The 26,382-nt window shown below is 58.3% G+C and carries 21 protein-coding genes and 3 pseudogenes; 12 read left to right on the forward strand and 12 right to left on the reverse strand.

The window, feature by feature from the left end; translation table 11 throughout:
- Window positions 1-10: 10 nt before the first annotated feature.
- Complete coding sequence (eis, locus tag A4G99_RS00865; protein ID WP_066138222.1) at window positions 11-1,186, reverse strand: enhanced intracellular survival protein Eis; 1,176 nt, start codon at window positions 1,184-1,186, stop codon at window positions 11-13.
- Window positions 1,187-2,361: 1,175 nt separating this feature from the next.
- Between eis and A4G99_RS24980 the strand changes: the two genes are divergently transcribed.
- Both A4G99_RS24980 and A4G99_RS00880 read left to right on the forward strand, forming a co-directional pair.
- Window positions 2,362-2,916, forward strand: a complete 555-nt coding sequence (locus tag A4G99_RS24980; protein WP_150122998.1) for a hypothetical protein — start codon at window positions 2,362-2,364, stop codon at window positions 2,914-2,916.
- Window positions 2,916-3,599, forward strand: a complete 684-nt coding sequence (locus A4G99_RS00880; RefSeq protein ID WP_066138231.1) for a hypothetical protein — start codon at window positions 2,916-2,918, stop codon at window positions 3,597-3,599. The genes A4G99_RS24980 and A4G99_RS00880 overlap by 1 nt, the downstream gene beginning before the upstream one ends.
- 100 nt (window positions 3,600-3,699) lie before the next feature.
- On the opposite strand, the gene A4G99_RS00885 is transcribed toward A4G99_RS00880, so the two are convergent.
- Complete coding sequence (locus A4G99_RS00885) at window positions 3,700-4,488, reverse strand: SDR family NAD(P)-dependent oxidoreductase (protein WP_066138234.1); 789 nt, start codon at window positions 4,486-4,488, stop codon at window positions 3,700-3,702.
- A gap of 117 nt (window positions 4,489-4,605) precedes the next feature.
- A complete protein-coding gene (locus A4G99_RS00890) occupies window positions 4,606-5,052 on the reverse strand; it encodes a universal stress protein (RefSeq protein ID WP_066138237.1) in 447 nt (148 codons plus the stop codon).
- 168 nt (window positions 5,053-5,220) lie between these two features.
- Here A4G99_RS00890 and A4G99_RS00895 point away from each other — a divergent pair, with 168 nt between their 5' ends.
- Window positions 5,221-6,618: a GntP family permease gene (locus A4G99_RS00895; RefSeq protein WP_066138545.1), complete on the forward strand. Its 1,398-nt coding sequence runs from the start codon at window positions 5,221-5,223 to the stop codon at window positions 6,616-6,618.
- A gap of 119 nt (window positions 6,619-6,737) precedes the next feature.
- Window positions 6,738-7,124, forward strand: a complete 387-nt coding sequence (locus A4G99_RS00900; RefSeq protein WP_066138240.1) for a hypothetical protein — start codon at window positions 6,738-6,740, stop codon at window positions 7,122-7,124.
- A 31-nt stretch (window positions 7,125-7,155) separates the two neighbouring features.
- On the opposite strand, the gene A4G99_RS00905 is transcribed toward A4G99_RS00900, so the two are convergent.
- From A4G99_RS00905 to A4G99_RS00930, 6 genes and pseudogenes are all read right to left on the reverse strand, one after another.
- The gene (locus tag A4G99_RS00905; RefSeq protein WP_066138242.1) at window positions 7,156-7,890 is read right to left on the reverse strand and encodes an amino acid ABC transporter ATP-binding protein; all 735 of its coding nucleotides are present in this window, start codon (window positions 7,888-7,890) and stop codon (window positions 7,156-7,158) included.
- On the reverse strand, window positions 7,887-8,705 hold the full coding sequence (locus A4G99_RS00910) for an amino acid ABC transporter permease (RefSeq protein WP_066138245.1): 819 nt from the start codon (window positions 8,703-8,705) through the stop codon (window positions 7,887-7,889). The genes A4G99_RS00905 and A4G99_RS00910 overlap by 4 nt, the downstream gene beginning before the upstream one ends.
- Before the next feature lie 35 nt (window positions 8,706-8,740).
- The gene (locus tag A4G99_RS00915; RefSeq protein ID WP_066138248.1) at window positions 8,741-9,607 is read right to left on the reverse strand and encodes a basic amino acid ABC transporter substrate-binding protein; all 867 of its coding nucleotides are present in this window, start codon (window positions 9,605-9,607) and stop codon (window positions 8,741-8,743) included.
- Between the two features lie 168 nt (window positions 9,608-9,775).
- Window positions 9,776-10,501 (reverse strand): annotated as a pseudogene (locus A4G99_RS00920) (dolichyl-phosphate beta-glucosyltransferase); the annotation flags it as partial.
- Between the two features lie 95 nt (window positions 10,502-10,596).
- A complete protein-coding gene (locus A4G99_RS00925; RefSeq protein WP_066138252.1) occupies window positions 10,597-11,643 on the reverse strand; it encodes a lysylphosphatidylglycerol synthase transmembrane domain-containing protein in 1,047 nt (348 codons plus the stop codon).
- Entirely contained in the window at window positions 11,643-13,841 is a 2,199-nt protein-coding gene (locus A4G99_RS00930) for a glycosyltransferase family 39 protein (RefSeq protein WP_066138255.1), read from the reverse strand. The genes A4G99_RS00925 and A4G99_RS00930 overlap by 1 nt, the downstream gene beginning before the upstream one ends.
- Before the next feature lie 560 nt (window positions 13,842-14,401).
- Here A4G99_RS00930 and A4G99_RS29655 point away from each other — a divergent pair.
- From A4G99_RS29655 to A4G99_RS00950, 3 genes are all read left to right on the forward strand, one after another.
- The gene (locus A4G99_RS29655; protein WP_066138550.1) at window positions 14,402-14,689 is read left to right on the forward strand and encodes a winged helix-turn-helix domain-containing protein; all 288 of its coding nucleotides are present in this window, start codon (window positions 14,402-14,404) and stop codon (window positions 14,687-14,689) included.
- Complete coding sequence (locus A4G99_RS24155) at window positions 14,682-15,104, forward strand: hypothetical protein (RefSeq protein ID WP_082837656.1); 423 nt, start codon at window positions 14,682-14,684, stop codon at window positions 15,102-15,104. The genes A4G99_RS29655 and A4G99_RS24155 overlap by 8 nt, the downstream gene beginning before the upstream one ends.
- An 805-nt stretch (window positions 15,105-15,909) precedes the next feature.
- Window positions 15,910-16,518: a TetR/AcrR family transcriptional regulator gene (locus A4G99_RS00950; protein ID WP_066138261.1), complete on the forward strand. Its 609-nt coding sequence runs from the start codon at window positions 15,910-15,912 to the stop codon at window positions 16,516-16,518.
- Between the two features lie 10 nt (window positions 16,519-16,528).
- Here A4G99_RS00950 and A4G99_RS00955 read toward each other — a convergent pair whose 3' ends face one another.
- Window positions 16,529-16,972 carry a zinc ribbon domain-containing protein gene (locus tag A4G99_RS00955; protein WP_066138264.1) on the reverse strand — a complete coding sequence of 148 codons (444 nt, stop codon included), beginning with the start codon at window positions 16,970-16,972 and terminating at the stop codon, window positions 16,529-16,531.
- A gap of 228 nt (window positions 16,973-17,200) precedes the next feature.
- Here A4G99_RS00955 and A4G99_RS00960 point away from each other — a divergent pair, with 228 nt between their 5' ends.
- The 3 genes from A4G99_RS00960 to A4G99_RS00970 all read left to right on the forward strand — a co-directional run bounded on the left by A4G99_RS00960 (window position 17,201) and on the right by A4G99_RS00970 (window position 20,615).
- The gene (locus A4G99_RS00960; RefSeq protein ID WP_066138267.1) at window positions 17,201-18,391 is read left to right on the forward strand and encodes a cytochrome P450; all 1,191 of its coding nucleotides are present in this window, start codon (window positions 17,201-17,203) and stop codon (window positions 18,389-18,391) included.
- Between the two features lie 158 nt (window positions 18,392-18,549).
- Window positions 18,550-19,776 (forward strand): cytochrome P450, encoded by a 1,227-nt coding sequence (locus A4G99_RS00965; protein ID WP_066138271.1) that lies wholly within the window; start codon window positions 18,550-18,552, stop codon window positions 19,774-19,776.
- Between the two features lie 329 nt (window positions 19,777-20,105).
- Entirely contained in the window at window positions 20,106-20,615 is a 510-nt protein-coding gene (locus tag A4G99_RS00970; RefSeq protein WP_066138274.1) for a hypothetical protein, read from the forward strand.
- Here A4G99_RS00970 and A4G99_RS00975 read toward each other — a convergent pair.
- Together A4G99_RS00975 and A4G99_RS00980 are read right to left on the reverse strand one after the other, a co-directional pair.
- Window positions 20,612-21,208 (reverse strand): hypothetical protein, encoded by a 597-nt coding sequence (locus tag A4G99_RS00975; protein ID WP_066138277.1) that lies wholly within the window; start codon window positions 21,206-21,208, stop codon window positions 20,612-20,614. The two genes, A4G99_RS00970 and A4G99_RS00975, sit on opposite strands and share 4 nt — an antisense overlap.
- Window positions 21,209-21,319: 111 nt before the next feature.
- Window positions 21,320-22,407: pseudogene (locus A4G99_RS00980) on the reverse strand (NADH:flavin oxidoreductase/NADH oxidase).
- 116 nt (window positions 22,408-22,523) lie between these two features.
- Here A4G99_RS00980 and A4G99_RS00985 point away from each other — a divergent pair.
- Together A4G99_RS00985 and A4G99_RS29315 are read left to right on the forward strand one after the other, a co-directional pair.
- A complete protein-coding gene (locus A4G99_RS00985) occupies window positions 22,524-23,246 on the forward strand; it encodes a hypothetical protein (RefSeq protein WP_066138280.1) in 723 nt (240 codons plus the stop codon).
- Between the two features lie 424 nt (window positions 23,247-23,670).
- Window positions 23,671-25,100: pseudogene (locus tag A4G99_RS29315) on the forward strand (aldehyde dehydrogenase family protein).
- Window positions 25,101-26,382: the final 1,282 nt, after the last annotated feature.

Raw genomic sequence — 26,382 nt, forward strand, 5'->3', positions numbered from 1 at the left:
GGAATATCCGTCAGAACCCTTCCCGAAGGAACACGTCCTGACGAGGGAACAGAGCGGAGAGGTCGGCACGGGCGTCGTCTTCGTGAGCGTCCAACTCCCCGAATCGCTCGGCGTCCTCGACCGAGTGATAGCCCGCGACCAACTGCGAGAGGGTGTTCACGTCGGTCGTCACGTCGGGGTCGGCGTCGGTGCGGTCACAGCGAACGACGCCGGTCGTGTCGAGTTCGAACGTCCCGTCGTTCCAGTCGGCCAGCGGGTCGGAAACCCGGAGGACGACGCTCGTTTCGGCGTCGTACGAGATGGTTTCGAGGGCGCGCGGAACGTCCACGAGGCGGAACATCGGTCCGGCGCGGATTTCGCAGTCCACGTCGCGCGGGTCGGCGACGATGTCGAGCAAGTCGGTGGTTTCCGGCGTGTAGTACAACTCCACGGTCTCGATCTGTGAGTCGTGGTACTGCACGAATCGGAGCAGGTGACGGTGAGCCTCGTGGTCCACGGACGCCATCTCCCACACTTTGAGTCGCTTGCCGTCGTCGTCCTCGTTGATGGTGTACACGAGATAACCACGTGCCTCGCCGTCCTGCATCCACGCGTACACGTACGGGTCCTTTTTCCACCCCTTGAACACCCGTTCGCGCCACCAGTCTTCGGTTCGGTCGATGCTGAGGGCGTACTCCTCGCTGTGGGCGTCGAACACCGGGACGAGCAGTTCCCACTCGTCGGCGTCGAGGTGACGGAACTCACCGGCCGGTTCGATGTTCAAATCGAGCGCCTCCGGCGTGGTCTCGTAGTGTGCACACTTGTTCACCGTCGCCCAGCCGTATTTTCGATAGAATTCGTACGAGAAGGGCCAGAGAGCGGAAAAGTACGCTTCGTTTTCCCGGTACTCGGCGAGCGATTCGACAAGCATCTTCCGGACCAACCCACCGTGGCGGCTTTCGGGTGGCGACGCGACGGCCGAGAGGCCAGCCATTTCGTGCCAGTCGCCACGGATGTTCGTCGTGAACCAGTAATGTTTGCAGACACAGAGCAAATCGTCACCGTCGAACATTCCACGTCGGTTGCCGAGTTCCGGGCTGTCGTCGTCATCGTCGGACGGAGGGCCATCCTCGGGTCGAAAGGCGTAGCGGAGGAACTGATCGTATTCATCCTCGTATTTGGCCGGCAGCGGCCGATAATCGGGCATGATTGGCGATTGTGAGGAAACGAGAAATAGATTCGTATTGAACAAATAAATCGCATATTGATATATAAAATACAGGGAGATGTTTTCTGATTAGTGGTCGATTTCTGCAGGTGGATTTGGCGAGTGATCTATGTGCCACGTCATTCCAAACTGTTGAGAAAGAGACAGGGATAATCCCGCTAGTTTCTATCCAAATAAATCTAATTCCCTTAATAGACGGACGACACGACGTGAACGGATTGATTGTCCTGAATATTCACACCAATCATCTTGATTGTGGAGAGGTCTCGGAAGGTCTGAGAGTCCTTCGCACCCGATGCTAGCTGCGTGGATACTGTGTAAGTTCCATTTGCCTTATCGGAAGTCGGGAAGAAATCGTCGAAGTCCGTCTCTTTTGACCCCTTTAGATCGAACGATTTATTTTCGATAATCGTACCATTATGTTGAATTGTAATCGTACCGCTCACCGAGTTATTTCCTTTATTTTTGACGGTGAAATTTATTTGGTGAGGTCCAGGAGTATTAATCGTAGACGTAGCACCTTGATTCGTTTGAGAGTTGGTTGTCGAAGGCCGGGAGCTGCTCGAAGTAGCGGTATTATCGGGCGATTGGGTTGTCACTCCCTTTGAACCGCCACTATTTGACTGGTTTCCCGTTCCTATGCAACCCGCAGTTAATAGTAACATGACAACACCGATTGTAGCAAGTCGTTTCATATCTACAAAAGAGGATTACGACGGAATCATTATATGCTTTCTGTGGGGTAAAATGGTGATTTGAGATTACACAAGATATTTAATAATAATCTTGAAAACCCGTTCTCAACTCCCAGTACGAATCGGCGGTATCGGACAGAAACACCCGTAGTAAGACTCGAGACGGAGGGGTTCGAGAATTCAATGACCATGGGGTTTCATATCAAATTCTCGATCAAAACAAACTGTAGGGGTCGAATCGGTTCATGCTTGCGTCGTCGTTTTGGTTCTATCTTTTCAAATTCCCAATATTTAATGGCAGATAATATATACTGAATTGCTACGAATCTCTGTCATTGGGATTTAAAAAAACGGAGCTATTAAAACTATATATCAGTCTTAAAATTATTAAGTCTTTGAAGACATAAGATATATGATGGTAGTTAAGTTTATTATCTTCGATATATATTATATACTTGCATGATAGATAAAAATCCAAAAGAACTTCCATCGCGTAGAAGTGTACTCAAACTAATTGGAGCCGCAGGAATCGCACCAGCAGTTGGTGCTGTTTCTGTATCAGCTAATTCTGGTAGCTCGGTAGCCTACAGTGACCTATCACCCACCGAAAAGAAGGCATTCAAGAAGTCGGTGGATGAGGGAACATATCAATTCGAAAGAGGAGAATTACCGTCTGTGTTCAAATCGAACGATTCGGTTACCTTCCAAGGAAAGTCCTATTCCCTTAATCTCATGTATTTGAGAGATGAGACACCTTCCAAAATAGTGCCACGTCCTGTGAGTAAGGATGTGCCTTCGGAACAGGTGACTCACCTCTCGGAACTGTCATCAAAGTCGCGCGAGGCATTTGCCGACGCCCTTGCGGGCAAGGGATCCGAAGTTCCAGCCGATTTCGTTCGTGACTCGAAAAAATACATCTCGTATTCTGGAACAACCTTCGAAAAAGGTCTGATCTACACGGACACTGGAATGAAACCAACAATCGTCCCGGAAGTCAACGGAGGTAGCAACTAATGCCAGAAACAGACCAAGTAATCGGCCCGGATATTGAGGTGTCCGTATTCCTCACTACTGAAGCAAAAGATTACCTGGGCACTCATCCCCAGGCGGTGGCAGCGGCATACCTCCGCCAAGCCCTGGATTACACCTCGTATGACTACGCGGTTTATGAACCTAGTAATACCTATACCGTTCCGAGTTCTGATTCACAGGACAGTATTGACCTAGGGGACTTCGCCAGTTGGTGTAGCAACCAGACCTATGGTGTGAAGGACAGCAACCTATTGGTCACATACAGCAGTTCTCACTCGGGTGCTGCATCCGACTCTTACAGCTATGAAGTTGCTTATGATGCCAGCGGAATCGATCTCAACAAGACGGATACCTCTACGGAATTAACGCTCCAAAATACGGTCGATGGTTCCGGAGCAATCTCCGGTTGTCTTCACGAAGTTGGGCACAACCTGATAGACAATAGTCTAACAGGTACTGAATCACACAAAACTGGGTCAAACAACATCAACAGTAGTGGTGAGTATCACGTGACCCCAATGCTGAGTGGTTACGACCGACAGTTCTACGGGTCGTATAATTACTGTGGAACAGATTATATCGAGAACCCAGCAAACAACACCAGTGGGATTTATTACGACTTCACGTGGGCGGAATGCATGAAGAACAATATCGTTCCAAAATAACAGTCAATTGTCGGATAGGATTCCGAATTGGTGTACGCCGTATAAATCAACCATTCTATTTTTACTACGCAGGTAATTTCCGATGTACAGGTGCGATTTCTCAGGACTTGCTGCCCCATCCGAACGAGAGCCATCCGCCGTCGGGATGGAGAATCTCGCCGGTCATGAAGTGTTCACCCTCCGCGAGGAACGCCGCGCAGTTGGCGACTTCCTCGGGCGTTCCGAACCGGCCGACGGGCGTGCGGTCGATGACGTCGTCCTCGTCGAATCCGATCTGGTCCTGGGCGTCGCCCACCATTTCGGTCCGGATGTAGCCGGGCGAGATGGCGTTGACGAGAATGTCGTGTTCGGCCCACTCGACGGCCAGACAACGGGTAAGGTTGTTCACGCCACCCTTGGACGTGTTGTACGGTGTGCGACCAGTCTGTCCCTGCTCGCCCATCATGCTGGAGATGTTGATGATGGCCCCGCCCGTTCCCTGTTCGATCATCTGCCGACCGGCCAACTGTGCCCCGCGGAACGGGGCGGTGAGGTTCACGTCGATGACCTTCTGCCAGTCCTCCATCGCCATCTCCTCGGCCGGGCCACGGATGTTGATACCGGCGTTGTTCACCCACACGTCCAGCGAACCGAACTCCTCGACGGTTTGCTCGACGAGGGATTCGAGCGAATCGCCGTCCGTCACGTCGGCTTCGAGCGCGAGGATGGATCCGGCCTCCGCATCGGTTTCGTCGGCGATTTCCTCGGCGGCCTCCGCCGCCCGCTCCTCTGAACGGGAGTTGACGACGACGTTCGCGCCGCGGGACGCGAACTCCCGTGCGATAGCGTTCCCGATACCACTACTCGAACCAGTCACGACGGCAGTCTTGCCGTCGAGTGTGTTCACCATGGTTGGGTGCTCGCCCCCCTCGCTTTTTATTTTTCCGGAAATCGCATTGCTATTTCCACGTTTGCCGTATAAAATGGGTGAAAAATTGTGAAGATTCCCGAAGGAGCGGAGAAAATCTCAACCCGTGAGAACGGTAACCGGCCCCTCGAAGTCGAGGATGACTCCCTGTGTCGCGTCGCCGAAGAGGGCTTTGCCGGTCGGTGACCGCTGGCGGCCCGTCAGGAAGACGTGGTCACAGTCGTATTCGTCGGCCGCATCGAGTATCTTTTCGGCTTTATTGCCGAGGAAACCCTCCACCTCGTACTCGACGTCGAGGTCCGAAAGTACCTCGTCACCGATGTCGCTGGCAAACTGTGTCGCTCCCTCTTCGGCCTCACCGACGGTATAACTCGCCGAACTACTCATCAGTGATTCCATGGCGCCACGGCGAGCGCTGTACTCCTGTTCGGTCGTGATATGCGTCAGAACCAAATCGGCCCCCACTCCTTCAGCGATGGTTCCCGCTTCGTACGCGAGTTCTTTTGCCGTGTCCGTCGGTTCGACGACCACGAGTGCACGTTCCATATCGGATACGAATAAACGGCAAACAATAAAACCAGCGTTCATTTACATAGTAAAAGAATGGTACAAATGAAATCAAACACTTTCATCTTTTGTTAACGATGTTTATTAAAGTGGCACATTTAAAGGAAAATGTTTTCAATGAACATCAATGACATGGAGTCGCAATCTATGGCAATTGAATTGGCACAGAGTCCGCTGCTCACGTTCGCAGTCGGGCTTATTTTGGTCGTCCTCTTACTCGTCGTCTGGGACCTCCCGGCGTTCGTCGGATTGGCGATCTCCGCGTTCGGTGTTGGACTCCTCAACGCAGTGTTCGTCGCCGACTTCACGTTCGCCGATGCGGCGTCGAAGACGGCGACCGAGTTCGGGAACGGAATGGCAGGAATCGGGATCCCGATTCTGATGGCATCGGTCATCGGGAAGTCGATGCTCGAAAGCGGTTCCGCCCAACGCATCGTCCGGGGATTCCAGGCAGCCGTCGGAGAAGAAAATTCGGACATCGCGCTTTGGGGTAGCAGTACCGTACTCGCCATCCCGGTGTTCTTCGACAGCGTGTTTTACCTGCTGGCACCACTCGCGCGTTCGATGCGTGCGCGAGTGGGGGATAATTACGCGCTGTACCTCATCGTCGTCGGTGCCGGTGCATCCGTAGCCCACGTGTTCGTTCCGCCGACACCGGGCCCGCTGGCCGTCTCCGACCAGCTCGGCATTCAAAATCTCGGACTAACCATCCTGATCGGCCTTATGGTAGCCATCCCATCGGCAATCATAGCCGGTCTGGTGTACGGCCGCTGGCTTAACAAGCGAATCGACATCCCCCTTCGGGACGCGATGGGAACGACGACGGAGGAACTCCAGGAGCGTGCGAATCGAAGCTCGGAAACGCTTCCGAACTTCCTCGAATCGGCGCTCCCCATCATCCTCGCCATCGGACTCGTCGCTTCGTACACCATCGTGGATACGTTCAAGAAGCCCTATCCGATTCTCGAACCGCTCCAACCAGTCGTCGCGTTCGTCGGTGACAAGAACGTCGCGCTGACCATCGCCGCTATTGCTGCGGCGTACACCTACCTCCGCTGGTCCGACCTCTCGCGCTCGCTCTGGGAGGAAGAACTCACGGACGCACTGAAAAGCGGCGGAAACATCGCCGCCATCACCGCGATGGGTGGCGCGTTCGGTGCGCTCCTGGCCGCGTCCGGAATCGGCCCGTACATCGCGGACCACCTGCAGGGACTCGGCATCGGCCTGTTGGTGACCGCATGGCTCGTGGCAGCTATCGTTCGCATCGCACAGGGTTCGGCGACCGCCGCGATGCTCACCGCCGCGGGAATCATGGCTCCACTGACCGGACAGCTTTCGGTTAGCCCGGTGTACATGGTAATGGCCATCGGCGCTGGCGGAAACATCTGTTCGTGGTACAACGACTCGGGATTCTGGCTCGTCAAAGAGATCGGCGGCCTCACGCAGCGTGAAACCCTACAGACGTGGACGATGGTGACGACCATCATCTCCATCACCGGTCTCGTAACGGTGCTCGTGCTCTCGACGATCATCCCGCTGACGTAAGCAGCGGTTTCGAACATCCTCACGCGTTTTTTCCGAGGGTAAGCGTAGCGAGACAGCTCTGAGGTCGAATCAGAAAGTGCGGGCGGTAGACATATCGTGTCGAGCGGTCGAGCGTAAACATGGTCGAACGACGGACTCGCGCCCTGTTCGAGTTCGGTATCGCCGCGCTCGGGGTGTTCATCCAGATACGCCTCTGGAAAGCAGTGTTGAACGAGAACGAACCGGGCGAGCACCCCGATGGAGCACACGTTTCTCCGCGAGGACTCGCGTTCGGTGCTCTGTATCGAATTTTCTCCCTCTGGTTGTACGACCGAGACGTCGGCGAGATACGAACGAACCGCCGTCGAGGTGTGCTGTTCAGTATGTGTACACTGGTGATTCGTCGACGATTGCTCCCGCAGACGGAGGCATTCAAGAGTAACTTCGGCGTCGGCGGAACTGGCGGAATGGTCGTCTATCGCCTCTGGTACGGCGTACTTCACCCGCTACCCGGTGAAGACGACTAAAAAATAGCGGCGACTGCAGCACTATCGAGACCTACAGCACCATCGAGAGGAACTGTCGCGCGCGGTCGGTGCGCGGGTTTTCGAAGAACTCCTCCGGCGGTGCGGTCTCGATGACGCGCCCGTCGGCCATGAGGACGATTCGGTCGCCCACCTCGCGGGCGAAGCCCATCTCGTGGGTGACGACCATCATCGTCATGCCCTCGTGGGCGAGTTCGCGCATGACGCCGAGCACCTCGCCGACGAGTTCGGGGTCGAGCGCGCTCGTCACCTCGTCGAACAGCATGACGTGCGGGTCCATCGCCAGCGCGCGGGCGATGGCCACGCGCTGTTGTTGCCCGCCCGAAAGCTGGTTCGGGTAGGAGTCCGCCTGGTCGGCGAGGCCGACGTCGGCGAGGAGTTGTTGACTCCGCTCTTCGGCGTCCATCTGGGACAGTCCCTTCACGTCCATCGGCGCGAGGGAGACGTTCTCCAGCGCTGTCTTGTGCGGGAAGAGGTTGAAGCTCTGGAACACCATGCCGATGCGCTGGCGCAGGAAGTTGATATCGACATTCGGGTCGTTGATGGACTCGCCCTCGATGCGGATGTCGCCGCCCTGAATCTCTTCCAGGCGATTCGTGCAGCGGAGCAACGTCGATTTCCCGCTTCCGCTCGGCCCGACGACGACGACCACTTCGCCGTCGTCGATATCGAGGTCCACGTCCTTCAGGACGTGCGCCTCGCCGAAATATTTGTCAACGCCGTCAAACTCGATCTTCGGGGTTCTCATTGTTCCTCACCCCATGCGGCGCGGCTTTCGAGCATGCGAACGAGTTTCCCCAGCGGAAGCGTGACGGCGAGGTACGCGACTGCAACGAGAACGATGGGCGTCCACGCGTCGAACTGGTTGCTGTTGACGTTCCGAAACACGCTGATGAGTTCGGGGATGGCAAGAACGGTCAACAATGACGTGTCCTTGACGAGGATGATCTGGTCGTTACCCACCGCGGCGAGTGCGTTACGAAGCGCCTGCGGGAGGACGACTTTCCGCATCGAGCTAATATACGACATCCCGAGTGACCGTGCTGCCTCCATCTGTCCGTCCGGAATGGCGGTGATACCGCCTTTGATGGCCTCGCCGGAGTACGCTGCGTGGTTCAACGTGAGTCCGATGACTGCAGCGTACCATCGCCATTCTGAGAACCGGCCGATACCGAACGCCGGTAGCCCGGTGAAGATAACGAGTAACTGGAAGAGGAGCGGTGTTCCTCGGAAGAACTCAACGTAGCCCGTCGCAACGGCGTGGGTGAATTTTGTTTTCGATACGCGCCCCAATCCGACAAACAACCCGCCGATGAGCGAGAGGACGCTCGAAATGATGACGATTTCGAGGACGAGGATGTACGCATCGACGAACCGGGGGAAAACAGCCACCAACAGGTCGTAATCGACGAACTCCGTCAGGATTCGGAAGAGGAAGTACGCGACGAGAAGCGTAAACCCACCTGCGAAGACGATTCCAAACCATTTGAGCCGAGTATCCGTCAACAAACCGTCACCGGAGCGGTCTTCGGCGGCCGCGTCTTCGTGATATGTCTCTGCCATGATATCTAATCTTTTAAATTTTGACGATCCGAGGATCAGCCCTCGAAGTACTGGCCGTATATGTCGTCGTACGTGCCGTCGTCCTTGATAGTCTTGATAGCATTGTTCACCTTCTTCCGCAGTTCGTCGTCATCCTTGCGGAAGGCTATCCCGTATTCCTCGACAGTGAGAGTGAGATAGTCGGGTGCCTTCTTGCCCTGTTTTGCGGCCTCCCCTTTCCCTTTGAGGAAGACGATGCCATCCATCTCGTTCACAAACTGTGCGTTGACAGTGTTGTCGTTGATGACGGCGGCCGCTTGCTGGTTCCGCAACGCGTTGAACGCACCTGTAATCTGGTCGTAGCTACTGATGGTGAGGTCGCCGCCGAGGTCCTTCTTGAGGTCCTCTGCCGCACTTTCACCCGTGGTTCCTTTCTGAACGCCGACCGTCTTACCTTTCAGGTCGTCCAGTTTCTTGATATTACCATCCTTTCGGACCGCGACCGTCTGATAGGCCGTGAAGTAGGGGTCGGAGAAATCGACCTTCTCGGCGCGTTCGTCCGTGATGGTCATCGCGCTCATGATGACGCGGAAGCTCTTGTTTTTCAGGCTCTGAATGATGGTGTCGAAACTGGTCTTCTGGAACTCATACTTCCGGTTGAGTTGCCCCTTGAAGATCGACTCGGCAATCGCCGGGTCGAACCCCTCGAGCGACCCATCCTGTTTGCGATATTCGAACGGCTTGTACGGGATGTCGGAACCGATAATGATTTTACCGTTATCGGCACCGCCGTTCCCGTCCGAACTGGTTTTTCCGCCATTGTTGTCGCCGCTGCCACCGTTGTCAGAGTCGCCGAGACAGCCAGCCAGTGCCAACGCGGAGAACGCGCCACCACTCGCTTTGAGGTAGGTCCGTCTATCCATGCTATGAAAACATATAGCATAATTATATTAGCTTTGCGTCTCAGTTCCGCTCGAATCTTTGAATTAGAAAAACAATCCCGGCATCTCCTGAGAATTGTGGTGGTGGACGAGTTTATTACCAAATTTTGCCACAAAATGAAACGCTCGTGGTAATTATTCCGTCCTGCCGAGTTGCCACCACAGCCTGAGAACGCGATAGCCCATGAAACCCCCGTCACGGAGAACATCGACCGTCGTGTCTCGGCCGGGGTTCCAGACGACGGGAAACTCGTGAATCCGGTAGCCCATCCGCTGGGCGCGTATCAGGAGTTCGGTGTCCCAGAACCAATGGCGGTCCTCGACGGTCGGGAGGAGGTCGTCGAGCGCCGTTCGGTCGAACGCCTTGAACCCGCACTGGTGGTCGTGTACCGACGAGGAGAGACACGTCCTGACGAGGCCGTTGTACACGCGACTGGCGGTGCCGCGTTTCAGCGAGCGGTTCGCTTGGCTGTCCGGAAGGAGGCGCGACCCTGTCGCAACGTCGTACGGTCCGACGCGGACGCTCTCGACCAGTTCTTCGAGGTGTTTCATGTCCGTGGCGAGGTCGGTGTCGATGTACCCGACGACGTCGCTTTCGACCGACTCGAACACGCGCGAGAGCGCCGCACCGCGCCCGGCGCGGTTCTCGCCGTGGAAGTGCCGGATTCGGTCGTGGTCGCGCGCGAGCAGCGCGGCTATCTCGGGAGTCTCGTCGGTACAACCGTCCTCAGCGATCACCACTTCGAACGAATCGGAGGGGAGGAACCCCGCCAGCGTCTTGATCGTCATCTCGGTCGCACTGGCGATGGTCGATGCCTCGTTGTAGGCGGGCAGGACGATGCTCACTTCGGGAACGTCACCGGTCATCTCGCTCATCTCACTGGTTCCACTCGTCCCGTCCGTCTCATTGGTCCCATTCGACCCGCTCATCGTACTGGTCTCACTGGTCTCACTGGTCTCAATCGACTCACTCATGTTCGCGATTCACCCCCGAAGGTCCGAGCACCGCTCGTCGCGGGTGTCGTCGTCAGTTCGATGGGAACGCGGAGTCCGACGAGCGAGAGCAGGACCCCGACGCCGACGACGCTCCAGTAGCTGATCAGGCGGTTGAGGATGGTGACCGCCGCGACGGCCGTCGAATCCACGCCGACCCAGCCGAGGACGAACGCGATACCGACTTCCGTGACGCCAAGTCCGCCGGGCGTCACCGGAACGGTCGAAAGCAGGACGGCGACGAGCGCGGTGACGAACGCGCCTGCGATGGGAAGCGACACGCCGATGGCGACCGCGACGAGGTACATGGTTACCCCCTCGATGATCCACCCGACGGCGGTGTAGCCGACGAGGGTCGGAATCCGGTCGAGTGACTCGACAGTTCCCCGTCGGAGATGGACGTAGTAGCGCCGAAATCGGGTCGGAATCAGCCGTTCGACAGTCCTGTTGGAGTGGCGCAACGCCAACACGCCTGCGAGTCCGAGTCCCGAGAGAGCCGCGCCGACGAGGAGTGCGTTCACGACGAACGTCGGGAAATCTCCCCAGAAGGCGAACAGGGTCGAGATTCCCAGAACGACGACCAGAACGGAGAAGTCGACGACTCGCTCGGTCAGCACCGTCCCGGCCGTGACGCCGAATTCGACGTCCGCCGAACGTCGGAGCAGCGAGCAGCGATACACGTCGCCGAGTCTCGCCACCGTGATGCAGTTGACGAACCATCCGAGGTAGATGATACGCGTCAGTTCGGCGACGGTCCCGAGCGCTCCGGTCGCGGTCAGTTCGTACCCTGCGTTCCGCAACAACGTCCGCCATCGAAGCGAACGGACGAGTGACAGCACGTGAAACACCGCCAGTGCGAGTAGAAACCAGAGCAGGTCGGTCTCGCCGAGGTAGCCGACGACCGAATTCCAGTCGATATCGGCCATACTCCACGCGGTGAGCGCCAGCAGTACGCCCGCGAAGAGGATAGACAGCAGGTTCTTCGGGGTCCCGAACCGGCGCACGATGGATAGCCGTTCGCCCATCAGTTGTTCACCGCACTGGTGCAGTTGTAGAGGGTGCCCGCGGACCCCGACTGGTTGCCGTCGGACGACTGGTACTCGTCGCTGGAAACGACGGTACAGCTGTTTTCGACCCACTGGGACACCCCGTTTTGCTGGCTATCGCCGAAGTTCATCGCTCCGGAGCTCGCGTTCCCGCCGTTCGGACCGTTCGACGAATACTGGCCGTTGGCTGCGGATTGGGACCCGTACGAGCCGTTCGTTTCCGATGGAGCGTTATCACCTGCACCGCCGCCCATTCGACCGCCGACGAGGACGTATTTGAGTTCGCCGCTCCGAACGAGCGAGGCGAGTTCGCTCTTGGTCATGACGGGGTCGCTCCCGCCGAACCCGCCGAGCGAGATGATGGGTTCGTCGCTGTTCAGCATCAAGGGGGCGATGCTGTTCGCTCCCGAATCCGCGGCCACCAGATACGTTGCGTTACCCTGGTGAGCTTCCAAATACGACAGTAACGCGGTGTTCGCCTCGCTGTTTACACCGCCGAATCCCGAACCGGATGCACCGCCCCCACCGGGGAATCCGGAGGCGTTCGACGGTCCCCCGAACTGACTGCCGTTTCCGGCTGTACCGTTGTCGAACGAGGCGTTCCCGCCGAATCCGGACGGGGGAGAACCGTTGCCCGTTCCACTCGGCCCGCCGCCGCCGAACGCACTGGACGACGGACCCGCCGAGGGGATAGAGACGTTCGTCCCCGACGCGATGGACATGGACCCCCAAACCGTCGGCGCGACGAGAAGGACGACGAGACCGAGTGCCGTCGCGGTTCCCATCGCTGACCGCCAACGACGGTCGGTTCGTCGGCGAACCCGTCCGACCACGAGCGCCGCCGCGACGATGACGACACCACCCACGATGACGGGGGTGAGCGTTTGGCTGTAGGAGGGGTACCGCGACAGAATGTACGCCTGAACGGCCGCGGTCCCGAGCAGCGTCGCTGGCAGTAGCCATCCGAGGAGGGTGCTCGAATCGGTGTTCCAGTACTCGTCCCATAACTCGACCAGCCCGATGCCGACCAACGCGGCGACGGGCGGGGCCAACATGACGAGGTAGTAGAGGTGGAAGAACCCGGCGACGCTGAAGAACGTCGCGGCCGTGAGGAACCACATCCCCCACAGAACGACCGACCGACTCCGACCGTCGAACGGCCACTGACCGCGCTGTCGGTAGACGAGCAGTACCAGCGCGACGACTGCCACCGGCAGCAACCAGCCGATTTGCCCGGCGAGTTCCCCGTTGAACAGCCGAAGCGGGCCGATGGCACCGTGACTGAAACCGCCGCCACCGCCGCCGAATCCACCACTGCTACTGCTGCCACCGATGCCGCCGCCACCCATTCCGGTGAGGCGTTCGATACCGTTGTAGCCGAAAATCAGGCTGAAGATGGAGTTGTTGTCGGTCGATCCGATATAGGGACGCTGACTGGCCGGGGTCAGCGCAACGACGGTGGCCCACGCGAACGAGACGACGAACAGGACGCCCGTCGAGAGCACGAGGTCGGTGATGCGTCGCCGTATGGACACCTCCGCGCCGAGCAGGTAGACGAGGTAGAACGCCGGGAGCACGAGGTAGGCCTCCATCATCTTGATGTTGAAGCCGAGACCGACCGCGGCCGCGGAGGCGAAGAGCCACCGTCGGCGACCGGTTTCGGCCGCGCGGAGCACGAAGTACGCCCCGCCGAGTACGGCGAGGACGACGAGCATGTCGGCGGTGTTGTTTCGACTCGTCGGGATGACGACGGCCGTCAGCGCCATCGTCAGCGCGGCGGCCAGTCCCGCACGTGAGCCGAACGTCCGGCCGACGATTCGATACAGCAGTGCGATCGACAGCACGCACGCGATCGCTTGCGGAAGTATCAGACTCCAGCCGTGGAACCCGAACAGCCACGCGCTTGCCGTCTGAATCCACAGGCCGAGCGGGGGTTTATCGACGGTGACGAACCCGGCATCGAACGAGACGAAGAAGAAATTGTGCCAACTCGTGAGCATGTTTTTCACGGCTGCCGCGTAGTAGAGGTTGGCGTATCCCTCGTCCGAAACGCGATACAGGTTCAAAAACGCCGACAGACAGAGGATGCCGAGCAGCGCGACTTTCTCCATCGGCGTCTCGTCGGCGAACGACGAGAGCCGGTCGGAGAGCGAGGTGTCCGTCGTTTCGCTACTCATCGATACCTCCCACGTCGGCGGATGAGCGGGCGTCGCGGTGGAAGCCCCAACCATGGTTCACTGGTCGTTCTCGAACGGATAGTCGAATCATCGTTTTCGGGAAGGCCTGCTCCCCGATGGATTATATTCGATTGCCGAAGTTGCGGATGGATTCGTCGGAAAAGAGGCACAAATTCGGCACAGATACCTCAATTATTCAGTTCGATTTAGTTCGAGAACAACCGGCGATGGCGCGCGCGCAGAGAAACAATTCGTGTGAATTTGGGCCTGAATTTCCCCTCATCAGTGACCGATCCGTCCATCAGTTCGGTGAACGTTTATGGGTGATCTACACGGTAGCCACGAACGGATGAAGCATTATACGGGGGTTCGTGAGCGGTGGAGAGTGGAAAACTGTGGCCGACACCACTTGCGACGGCGGTCGGTGCGGCGGATTTTCGGGCAACACCTCGTCGAGTAGAAAGATGGAAGTGAACGAGAGCGCGAATAGATACACGATTCCGGAACCCGCTACCGATGCAACGCACGAGTACCACAGGGGTCGACAGGCAAGCGAATCGATGAGACAGCTACTGTGGTGGCTCATCGGCGGGACGCAGGGCGGTAAAAACCGATTGCGTATCGTCCGGTCGCTGAACCGACGCCCGATGAACACGAACCAACTCTCCAACGAACTGGACCTGAACTACAAAACCGTCCAACACCACCTCGAAATGCTCGAAGAAAACGACGTGCTCACCACGACGGGTGACGAGTACGGGAAGATGTACTTCCTGACCGACCGGATGGAATCGAACCTCGACCTGCTCGATGAAATCGCCGAACAAGCATCCCTCGACGATGACTGAAGACCGCGCGCTCGTTCGGACGCTCGTCTACGTCGTCGGTTCGCTCGTAGCCGCGGCGCTCATTTCGTTCCTGCTGCCGCAGTATATCTTCCGGCATCCCGGGCCGCCACAAGGCGGGATGGAGCCGTTGGCCGAGATCATTCAGGTGAAAACGTTCTTCTCCACGTTCACGAGCGTCCTGCTGCTCGTCCTCCTCACGACCTACGCTCGGATTTACCGTAACCTACCGAACCGGTTCACGATGAGCCTGCTGTTGTTTACCATCTCACTGACGCTGTACGCCCTCACCGCGAACCCGTTGGTCACCACCCTGTTCGGCTTCAGACCGCCCGGCGGGCTCGGACCGTTCACGTTCCTGCCGGACATGTTCGCCAGCGTCTCGGTCATCATCCTGCTCTATCAGAGCTACAAGTGACGGTAACGAGGGACTGATGAATACAGTGGCGGGAAAACGGGAACAGGAAAACTGAGACGGGAAAACTGAGAGTGTCGGATTGGGAGTTTCGGGCATTGGGAACGAGAGAAGTTTCGAGTATTGAGACGGGGATATTGCGAGTATTAGGGGCGGTATTTCTCCGAAAAATCGATTCGAGAGGTGTTCGCAACCACGCCGTCGTCAGTGTCGGAGCTCATCCGAACGACGCATCGGCGAACCGAATGGAGGCTGATGACGGTTCGCCGTCCAGCGTCAGACAGTGATAACGCGTGGGTTGTGATGAACGGGTTCGACGGTGCGCGGACGGAACCATGAAGGTGAGTGATGCGTTCTGTCAGGGGTGACAGGGGTGACATCCGTCGCACGCGTCGAGGTGATTCGATACTGCTGTGTTCTACTGTGGATTCCGCCCGAAACGACGCTCATCGCGTGGGTAGCGTGTGGGCCACGTCGGCGCACGTTTTCGACCATCGTTTCGGGTGTGCCTCCGATTTCATCGATGGCCGGGTACCCTAAAGCGATTGTCCGAGATCGCACACGACTGTGCGGAAAATCGGGCATAAATGGGTACGGATCGGACCCAAATTCGGTTTCAGGTCGAATACTGCGTCATTTTGGACCGGTAGCCGGAAACGATTACGGCGGAGCGGGGGACCCGTATCCCGCTCCAGAAATCGCGGGCGAATATTCGAAGGATGACTGTTCGATGGGGGAGGTGCCGGTGACGGCCGAGTGCGGGGTGGACCGACAAAATTGTTTGTTGGTATCCTAATACACAGTATCAATGACTGATACCCCTTCGTTTCTCGACGAGGTGGACGGTACGCGGGAGGAGATCATGAGAGCGACCTTCCACGCGCTCTGTGAATACGGGTACAAGGATCTCACGATTCAACACATCACCGACGAGTTCGGAAAATCGAAATCGCTTCTCTACTACCACTACGACGGCAAAGACGACCTGCTGTTGGATTTCCTCGATTTCATGCTGGAACGGTTCGAGGACCAGATACCGTACCCCGAAGGAGGGAGCGCCGCGGACCATCTCGACGAACTCCTCGATCAGGTGCTCTTCGACCCCCGTTCGAGCGACTTCCACGGGTTCGCCCAGGCGATGGTCGAACTCCGCGCACAAGGGACACACGACGCCGAGTTCCGCAAGCACTTCACGCGCAGCGACGAGTTCATTCGGAAGCAGATCGCACGAATCATCCGCAAGGGTATCGATGAGGGCGTTTTTCGGGACGTGGACTCTCAACGGACGGCGACGATACTGCAGACGATCATCGTCGGCACGATGACCGAACAGATGACGACCGACGACGACCGCTTCGAAGCGATACGGGCCGAGACTGACCGCTATCTTCAACGATGCGTTCTGGCGGACGAATAAGCGATGTCAACTAGTTTTTCTGCGGTCCGTCGGTTGCCGAGCCATCGCCGTCGAGCCGCGTCGTACACCAGTGGCAGAAGTCGAGGTCGGCGTCGAGGGCGCGGCCACAACTCGGGCAACGAACGGTTTCCGCGTCGCTCTCGGTCGGTTGACTGATCTCTGTCGTCACGAGTCGCTCGAACGTGTTCTGGACGTGTGCGAGGAGGTAAGCATCGAGGACGCAAAGGCCGCTGACCAGGAGAACGGGTGCGGCGGCGAGGAGGTCGACCGGCCCTCCTGTGAAGAGGGCGTCGAGCACGCTGGAGGGGACAAACAGCACAGCAACGGCGTAGAGCGTTGCAAGCCATCCGAGCGCACGCTTCCAACGGCGGAGATAGAGATGTCCGAGGCCAGTTGCGAGGACGGACAACACCGCCGCGAGCCACGGTCGTTTCCGTGTCGTCATTCGCTCCATATACTGAATGAACGTTCAGTACAACATAAGCCTTTCTCAGGGGGAGGACCCGTACCACGGACGTTCACCACCAACAGCTATCGATCCACGGCAGCAACAGAGCGACATATAAACGGATATAACCGCTGTAATAGCGAGATCATTCCAGTTTCAAATCATAAAGGAGATACTTAATTACTCTTCTTCAAATCCGAAAGATATACAACGAATTGACTGAATGTTCAGTACATGGGGTCCTCCAATCGAGGTACGGCCTTCCGTACGCCACCCGAAGCATTGTCCGACGAACAAGCCCGACTGGAACCGTTCGACTGGTACGCAGAAATGCGCAGCACCCAGCCAGTGCGGTACGACGAGCAACGACGAAGATGGGACGTGTTCGGTTACGACGACGTTAGCGAAGTTCTCGGCGATCACGAGCGATTCACCGCGGATATCGCCAGTGCGGACATTCGGTTCACGGATGGAAGTCCGCTCGGCACGACGGCCGAGACACCGTCGATGATCCGGACCGATCCGCCGGAACACGAACGCCTCCGTAATTTCTCCAACCACCGATTTCTCCCCGGGACGTTGGCGGAGAGTCGGGAACGCTTCGAGCGAATCGCCGACGATATTCTGGACACCGTCGAAACCGGGACGACGGTCGACATCATCGAGGAATTTTCCCATCCGTTCCCGGTGACCGTCATCGCCGATCTACTCGGCCTTCCGGCCGTGGACCGCGAACAGTTCCGCGAATGGTCGATAGCGACAACCGAACTGGCGATGACGGACGAGGAGGAAGCGAAGAAGGCCCAACGCGAGATGAGCGACTATTTCTCGGAACTCATCCCGGACCGCATCGACGGTGACGGAGACGATCTGATTACCCTCGCCGCGTCGAACGACGAGTTGAATCACGAGGAGGTCGTCAGGTTTTGCATAACCATCCTCGTCGCCGGTAACGTCACGACGGTCAACCTCATCACGAGCACGCTCTGGTGTCTCGAAGAACACGACCTGTTCGACGCGGTCCGGGCGGGCAAAATCGACCGCTCGAAGCTGATCGAGGAAGTTCTCCGCTACCGTTCACCGGCCCAAGCAGTCCGACGCGTGACGACGGAACCGGTCGAAATCGGCGGACGCCAAATCGACGAAAACGAGTTGGTCGTCGCACGGATCGGGTCGGCAAACCGTGACCCATCCAAGTTCGACGCGCCGAACGAGTTCCGACCCGAGCGGAACCCCAACCCACATCTGACGTTCGGCGGGGGGATTCACTTCTGTCTGGGGGCGCAGTTGGCCCGATTGGAAGCGGACATCGCTTTGGAACGACTCCTGGACCGGTTCGGAGTGATCGAACCGGACCTCTCTGACCTCTCCCCGCAGTCGCTCGTTTACGGCGTCGATTCGCTCCCCTGTTACGTCAGCGAATAGCGAACCGTATCCGTATCGGGGCGAGCGTCCCATAGCTCTCGTCGTTCGGCCCGTTGAGGATGCGAGTAATGGGGCCTCCAAGTGAGCAGCCAAATTCATGTCCGATAGGGGGACAGTTTGGAAAAAGCTGATACGGATACGTACATCAATTACTAGGGATGAGTTCCTCCAACCCGCAGGGTTTGCAGGCGTTCCCCGACGAACTATCCGAGCGGAAAGCGTGGCTCGAACCGTTCGACTGGTATCGGGAGATGCGCGACCAGGCACCGGTTCGGTACGACCCGGTTCGACACGTGTGGGACGTGTTCCGGTACGACGACGTGAAGACCATACTCGCCGACGACGAGCGCTTTTCCGTGAGTCCGCGGAACGCGGACGGCTTTCAGGAACCGGAGGGCGAAGAGGCGGGCGTCATGCTCGACACGATGCTCCTGCAGGACCCGCCGCGACACGACGAACTCCGCGGCGTCGTGGACGACGAGTTCAGCCCTCGTTCGATTCGGGAGCTAGAACCGCGCATCCGCGAATTGACCACTGAACTGTTGGACGAAATCCTCGACAACGGAGACGAAATCGACCTCGTGGAGGAGTTCGCCTACCCGCTTCCGGTCATCGTCATCGCCGAACTGCTCGGCGTTCCGGCCGAGGACCGCGACCAGTTCAAAACGTGGTCCGACGCCATCGTCTCCGCCGCGAGCGAGGACGAGAACACGGAGGAGTTCTACGAACGCCAAGGCGAGATGCGCCAAGAGATGGCGTTCTACTTCGTCCAACTCATGGAGGACCGACGGGAGAACCCACAGGACGACCTCATTTCGACGCTCGTCAACGCCGAAATCGACGGCGATCCGCTCTCGCACCGCGAAATCCTCGGAACGTGTATCCTGTTGCTCGTCGCCGGGAACATCACGACGACGAACCTCATCACGAACGCGATGCGGTGTTTCGACGAGGACGACACGTTCGACGAGTTAGCAGGTGACGACAAGGCGCTCACCACCGCAATCGAGGAGGTGCTTCGCTACCGGTCGCCCGTGCAGGCCATGACCCGCGTGGCGATGGAGGACGTGACGATAGGGGGCGAAACCATCGAGGAAGGCGACCGAATCTCCGTCTGGATGGGTTCCGCCAACCGCGACGAACGGAAGTTCGACGACGCCGACGAGTTCCGCGCCGACCGCGTTCCGAACCAGCACCTCGGCTTCGGCTACAGCACCCACTACTGCCTCGGCGCGCCGCTCGCCCGACTCGAAGCCAAAGTCGCCCTCTCGGAACTGTTCTCGCGCGTGTCGAACATCACGATTCCCGAAACGACGCTCGAACCGACGCGGAGTTCGTTCATCTACGGCGTCGATTCGCTCCCGATTCGATTCGAGCGGGAGTGAGTCAGGGAGTAGATCTACACGACGCTTCTTTCCGGTTTTGCTTTCGGAGTATTGGTTGTCCAGCGCGCGTCAAGGATTACTGAGAAGTCGATACGAAGTTGCTTGATGATGGAAAAAGGGGATGTCTCCCCAAATGACTCCACCAAGTCCAGTTAACCGTTCATCGTCAATCTACGAAAATGTACCCCACACATTCCCGATACGTATGATAGTTGAATAAATGAACAACTATTCAACCATCGTCTGACTTCTACGAAGGTCCGTTTGTAACGCAGAAGGATCGGTGGGTCGAGTGAGAGTTTATCCTCGTGGGAAGCCTCTCTACTATCATGAGCCTCGATGTAGCGACGCCCACCGCACCGACCATCTACCGCGAGACGCGGGACGAACAGTATGAGTCCGACGTGGACAAGCGCGCGGACTTGCAGTCGTATCTGGACGACGAGGAGAACGCGTGGGAGGAGGGGTTCAGCGACTGGGCGGACGAGACCGCGCTTTCGGTGGACGATTATCAAATCGCGCTCGACCTCGGATACATCGAGGAGTTCGATTTCTACTGGAATCCGGAAGGGGAGGAAGTCGAGTACGAGACGCCCGAAATCCCGGACGACTGGGAAGAGAAGGAGCAATACGCCGAGGTGGATTCGTGGTCGACCGTCTCGGCCATCAACGAGGAACTGGACGAACTCGGGGAGACGGTCGCGGGACTTCTCACCGACTACTACGTCGAATGGGGGAGCGAACGCGACATCGTGGAGACGTTCGGCGACCAGTACAACGGTCGGGACGACGCGATGCCGGAGAACATCCGCGAGGACAGTCGCTACGAGGAGGATTAAGACGGAGAGTCGATTCCGAAGCGTGACGAGGACTCCTCTTCTCGGATGTGAAGCGTCGTGCGGACGGGCGGATAGTCGTCGAGCGAGAAGCGGACGACGACGAGGTCGTCCGCGACCGTTTCGAGGTCGTCGACGGTCGGCGTCTCGTCGCCCGTGATTTTCAATCCGAGCCACTTCGCTCGCTCGATACCGTAGCGGACGAGGGCGCTCCGGACGAATTCGGCGATATCGCGCGCGTCGGTGATGGCGAGTCCGGTCGCCTTTCGGCGATACCCCCGAAGCCAGATGGTCGCGGGGTGTTCCTCGCGAAAGTTCTTCCACCAGTTGCTCTGCTGACGAAGCGTGGTCGCGATGAGGGTGTCACCGCGACGGTCGTAAGCGACGGGGGTGGTGTAGCGGGACCCCGAATATCGTCCGACGTAGGAGAGGAGCATGAGCCGGTCGCTCACCAGCCAGTGAAGCTTCGAACGGAGCAACCGTCGCAGGATTGGGTTGGCGACGTACTTTTCGGCGAGAAAAAACGGGGTTGGCGGGTTCCGAAGTTCGACCGACGGCTCCGACTCGTCCGGACCAGTCGTGTCGTCAGTCGGCATGAACGTACCTCCGTCCCCGCGGGACGTAATTCCTGCGACTGAATGCCATACGAATCGATGGACGAGTGGCGGCTTAAATCGTCCGTCGGACGAACGACGTGGTTCCGGAATTCACACAGCGCGGCGATACTGTCGGGGCCATTCGACGCGGTCTTCAGCGTCGAGTTCCGTCGCGGCATGGAGCGTGAAGTACGGGTCGCGGAGGTGTTCGCGGCCGATGATCGCGAGGTCGCCCCGACCGTTTCGGATGAGCGCGTCGGCCTGTGCGGGTTCGGTGATGCCGCCGACGGCGCGACGGGGACGTCGGTCTCCTCGCGGATTCGCTCGGCGAACGGGACCTGATAGTTCGGGCCGGGGTTCGGTATCTGCTGGTCGGGGTGCAGTCCACCGGCACTCACGTCGATGAGGTCGGCACCCAGGCCGTGGAGTTCCTCGGAGAGGTGAACCGAGTCCTCGATGGTCCACGATTCCCGATCCGACAGCCAGTCGGTCGCGGAGATGCGAACGAAGACGGGTTTGTCGTCGGGCCACACCTCGCGGACCGCTTCCGTGACTTCCCGAACGATTCGGGTTCGGTTCTCCAGACTGCCGCCGTATTCGTCCTCGCGGCGGTTCGTGACGGGCGAGAGGAACTCGTGGAGGAGGTAGCCGTGCGCGGCGTGAACTTCCGCGATCTCGAATCCAGCGTCGAGCGCGCGCTCGGCCGCCGACGCGAACGAATCGACGACGGTTGCGATGTCGTCGGTCGTCATCTCGCGCAGTTCCGGCGGCGTGTCGTCGTACGGCCACGGTTCGGCACTCGGCGCGATGGTTTCCCACCCATCGTCGTCGGGTTGGAGGGGTTGGTTGCCGCCCCACGGACTGGTCTTGCTCGCCTTACGGCCCGCGTGAGCGAGTTGAATCGCCGGAAGCGCACCACGGTCGCGAATGAATTCGGCGGTCGGAGCGAGCGCGTCGGCGTGCTCGTCGCTCCAGATGCCGAGGTCGTCCGGCGAGATTCGACCGCGGGGTTCGACGGCGGTCGCTTCGGTCATCACGATGCCAGCACCGCCCGTAGCGCGGCTTCCGAGGTGCACGTGATGCCAGTCGGTAGCCAGCCCGTCACCGTCACAGGAGTACTGACACATCGGCGACACCATCACACGGTTTCGCGCCGTCGATTCTCGAAACGTGACGCTACTGAACAGGTCGTCGGTCATCGGTTTTCGATAGGGATTGGATGCTTTAAACAGCTACAAACGCCGCCGGATTTGCCGACTCTTCCTCCCGCTGCAATCCGAATACTTATCGTACTTTAGGTATTGTGTCCGGAACAATGGACGAGCGTGGCGAAAACAGTGCCGAGACAGGGGAAACTACTGTAACCTTTACTCGGGAGCTGGCGCGACTCAAGCGCAGGGGGTGCGGTCTCTTGCTCGTTGGTCCGGAACCCGCCATGCACCGGGCGTGCGACCGTCTTCTCGGAGATGCCACTGCCGAGCCACGGCGACGGGTGTTCGTTCGAACGGCCGGGAAAGCCCCCCAGACACACATGCCGAGCGACGACGCCTCGACGCCGAAGGTAGACACCAACGCGAACGCGAACGCCGCCGACGTGAAGATCATCGAACAACCGACCGCCGTTCGAAGCACCTCGACGACATCGAGCACGGGGAACCATTCCGACAGAACCGTGCTCGAAACCGACGGCCTCGCCGAACTCGGCATCGAAATTTCGAACGCGATAGACGAGTTCGAACGCGAGAGCGGGGCACTCTCGTCGGGGGAACTCCGCGTCTGTCTCGACTCGCTCACGCCGCTGGTCGAGACGCACGACCACGAGTCCCTCTTTCGGTTTCTCCACGTGTTGACCGGCCGCATCAAAACCGTCGACGGAATGGGGCACTTCCACCTCCCGGTGGAGATGGATTCGAGGGTCGTCCGCACCCTGCTTCCCGTTTTCGACGCCGCCATCGAACTTCGAATGATCGGCAGCGACGTGGAACAACGATGGCATTTGGTCCAACAGAACGTGACGACCGAGTGGCTATCGCTCTGAGGCGGCCGTTTCTCGTTCGGTTTTGATTCGGTTTTGGTTCGGTTTTGATTCAGTTTTGGTTCGGTTTTGATTCGGGTGACGAATCAACAATCGAACACCGGAATCATCGTGTAGATAACAACGGAATTATCATGTTGAACCGTGGGTTGGGTATCGATTTTGACACGCGACCGAGGTTGACAGCTGTTCAGTTTTCGCCACTATCGAGATGAATCCTATTTCGGACGCATACATCGCCCACTCGATTCGAGAGCGGGTTTCGAACGGGAAGATGGTGTTCTAAAACTAGCTCCGATTCGGCCTAAAACGAGTCGTTTGTCGTATTTCTGGGGTAGCGTTCCGTTGTCGAATCGATAAAAGCAAACTTCCGGTGTTAATCCGGTTGTGAGTAAATAATTTACCTACTGAGTCCCAAGGTGTAACCATGTCACAGAAACCGATTCATCGACGGGAGCAACTCTACATCGATGGTGAGTGGCTAGACGCCGACGGCACCCTCGACGTTACCGACCTCGCGGACGGTGGCGTCTTCGCGGAAGTCGCCGCAGCGGACGCCGAACAGGCCGACAAAGCGCTCGCCGCCACGGAACGGGCAGAGGCCGAAATGCGCGAAACGACCATTCCACAGCGCGCCGAGTGGATGGAGGAGATCGCGGACGGCCTCCTCGAACGAAAGGAGGAACTGGCCGAAGTGATCGTGCGCGAAGCCGGAAAGCCGATTTCGAGCGCTCGCGGCGAAGTCGAGAGCGCGGCAGAGCGCTTCCGCCGTGCGGCGGAAGAGGCCCACGACCTGCAGGGTGAGTTCCGCAAAGGGACGACCGGCGGCCACGAAGGCTGGGAAGCGATCCTCAAGCCGGAGCCGGTCGGAACGATTCTGGCGATTACGCCGTACAACTACCCCCTCGCAACGACCGCGCTGGAAGTCGCACCGGCGCTCGCGGCGGGTAACTGCGTCATCCTCAAACCGGCCAGCAAGACGCCGGTCAGTGCGGCGATTCTGGCGACGTGATCTCCGACCTCGACCTTCCCAAGGGCGCGTTCAACTTCACCCCCGGACGCGGGAGCGAAATCGGCGACCTGCTCGTCGGCGACAACCGTATCAACATGATCACGATGACCGGCAGCAGCGCGGCCGGAAAGCACGTCGCGCGCAAGAGCGGGATGGTCAACCTACACATGGAACTCGGCGGCAACGCACCTGCGGTCATCTTCCCGGACGCGGACCTCTCGGAAGTCGCCGATGCCTGTGCGAAAGGGTCGCTGAAGTACGCCGGACAGCGCTGTTCGGCCGTCAGCCGAGTGCTCGCGCACGAGAGCATCCACGACGACGTCGTCGACCGAATCGACGCCGCGATGGACGAGTGGACCGTCGGCGACCTCTTCGACGAGGACACCCAGATGGGACCGCTCATCAGCGAGGACCAGGCTGAATGGGTCGAGGAACTCGTCGAGGATGCGCTCGACAAGGGAGCAGACCTCGTTCGCGGTGGCGACCGAGACGGGCAGTTCTTCGAACCGACGCTGCTGGCGAACGTCCCGCACGACGCCCGAATCATCCACGAGGAACAGTTCGGTCCCGTCGCTGCGGTCACGACGTTCGAGACCGAGGAGGACGCCATCGACATCTCGAACGGCGGTGACCTCGCGCTGGACGCGGCCGTGTTCACGGACGACTACGACCGTGCGCGCCGGATGGCCGACAAACTCGACGCCGGAGCGGTCCGGATCAACGGTGCGCCCAGCCACGGACTCGGAGACATCCCGTTCGGCGGGAACAAGGGTTCGGGAATCGGTCGGCAAGGGCTCAACCTGACGATAAAGGAGATGGTCCGGCACAAGAGCATCATACTGTAAGCGGTACGAGAGCATCATCCTCTAAATTCGACGGAAGCGAATCTACCGCGAAATCTGACCTCGTTGATTTTCCAACGGTCGTCTTCCGGACGGTAGTACCGTCTCTCCGTGGCGTAGTTGTGGCTCTTTTGACACAGGAACGCCGTCGAAGAACCCCGTCGTTCCGCTGTGTCTGACGGACACGAAAATCGGGATAGTCCCTCCGTTCCGCGGAACGGGACGAAGTTCGAAACTGGTTTTTTACGCGTCGTTCCGCTATTTTCTGTGATTATAGGGGCAACGCCGCTTCGAATCGAAGAGACGGGCAACCCCGTCGTTCCGCTGTCTTTTGGTGAGCCAATTCGGTGTTTTGACCCCCACCGCCGTTCCGCTGTTTGTTCCCGTGTTCCAGAAATAAGCCATATTAGTAAAACAATGTAAAAGGAGAATTTAGTCGAGTTCGGTACCGAAGAGTCCGGTGCTAAAACTGATCGGTTCGGAACATCTGTTGGCGGAAATGTGGTACTATCGCTGGCGGAAATGTGGTACTATCGCTGGCGGAAATGTGGTACTATCGCTGGCGGAAATGTGGTATTGTCGTTGGCGACGGGTGTAGATTCGTCGCTGGATGGAACGTCTATTTGGGCGTGACCAATGGGTTTCCCGTCTCACCGAACCCCATCGTTCCGCTGTTCATTCGGCACCGATGCTCCGGTTGACCGTTTCGTCGTGGTCGATTCTCCACCAAACGGGTTCCGTATAGCTACCCGTCGTTCCATCGTCTTTTGTCACCCTCGGTTCCGAAATGACGGTTTAGAGGGTCTCGTGTCGGGATTTTGTTCCCCCACCCCGTCGTTCCGCTGTTTTTTGATACCGAATTACAGGAAATAGTTCGGATTCGTCGTCCCTATCCGTTCGGTTGGACCCCACCGTTCCGCTGTTCATCATGCGACGAGCACGGAGGGATACCGATCCGCTAGCCGTTGAAAAGTGATAATTGTGGAAAGGTGAACATGCAGTTGAAAGGGACGCTCCAATACCGGTGGAAGAAGAATGATTTCAGCATCTGTTGGAAAGTTCCAGCGTCAGTGGGAAACGGTTCCAACGTCAGTAGAAAACGATTGCAGCGTCGGTGCAGGACACCGACTCGGTGGCGACTGGATCAAGTCTGTCTTCGAGGAGGGCGGTTGCGCTCCGCGGGAAGTGGTTGCGCTCCGCGGGAAGTGGTTGCGCTCCGCGGAATCTGCCATAGCCGGGACATTGAGTGGCATGGAACATACACCGTCGTTCCGCTGTCTTTCGC

It is taken from the genome of Haladaptatus sp. R4 (genome assembly GCF_001625445.1).
GTDB lineage: Archaea > Halobacteriota > Halobacteria > Halobacteriales > Haladaptataceae > Haladaptatus.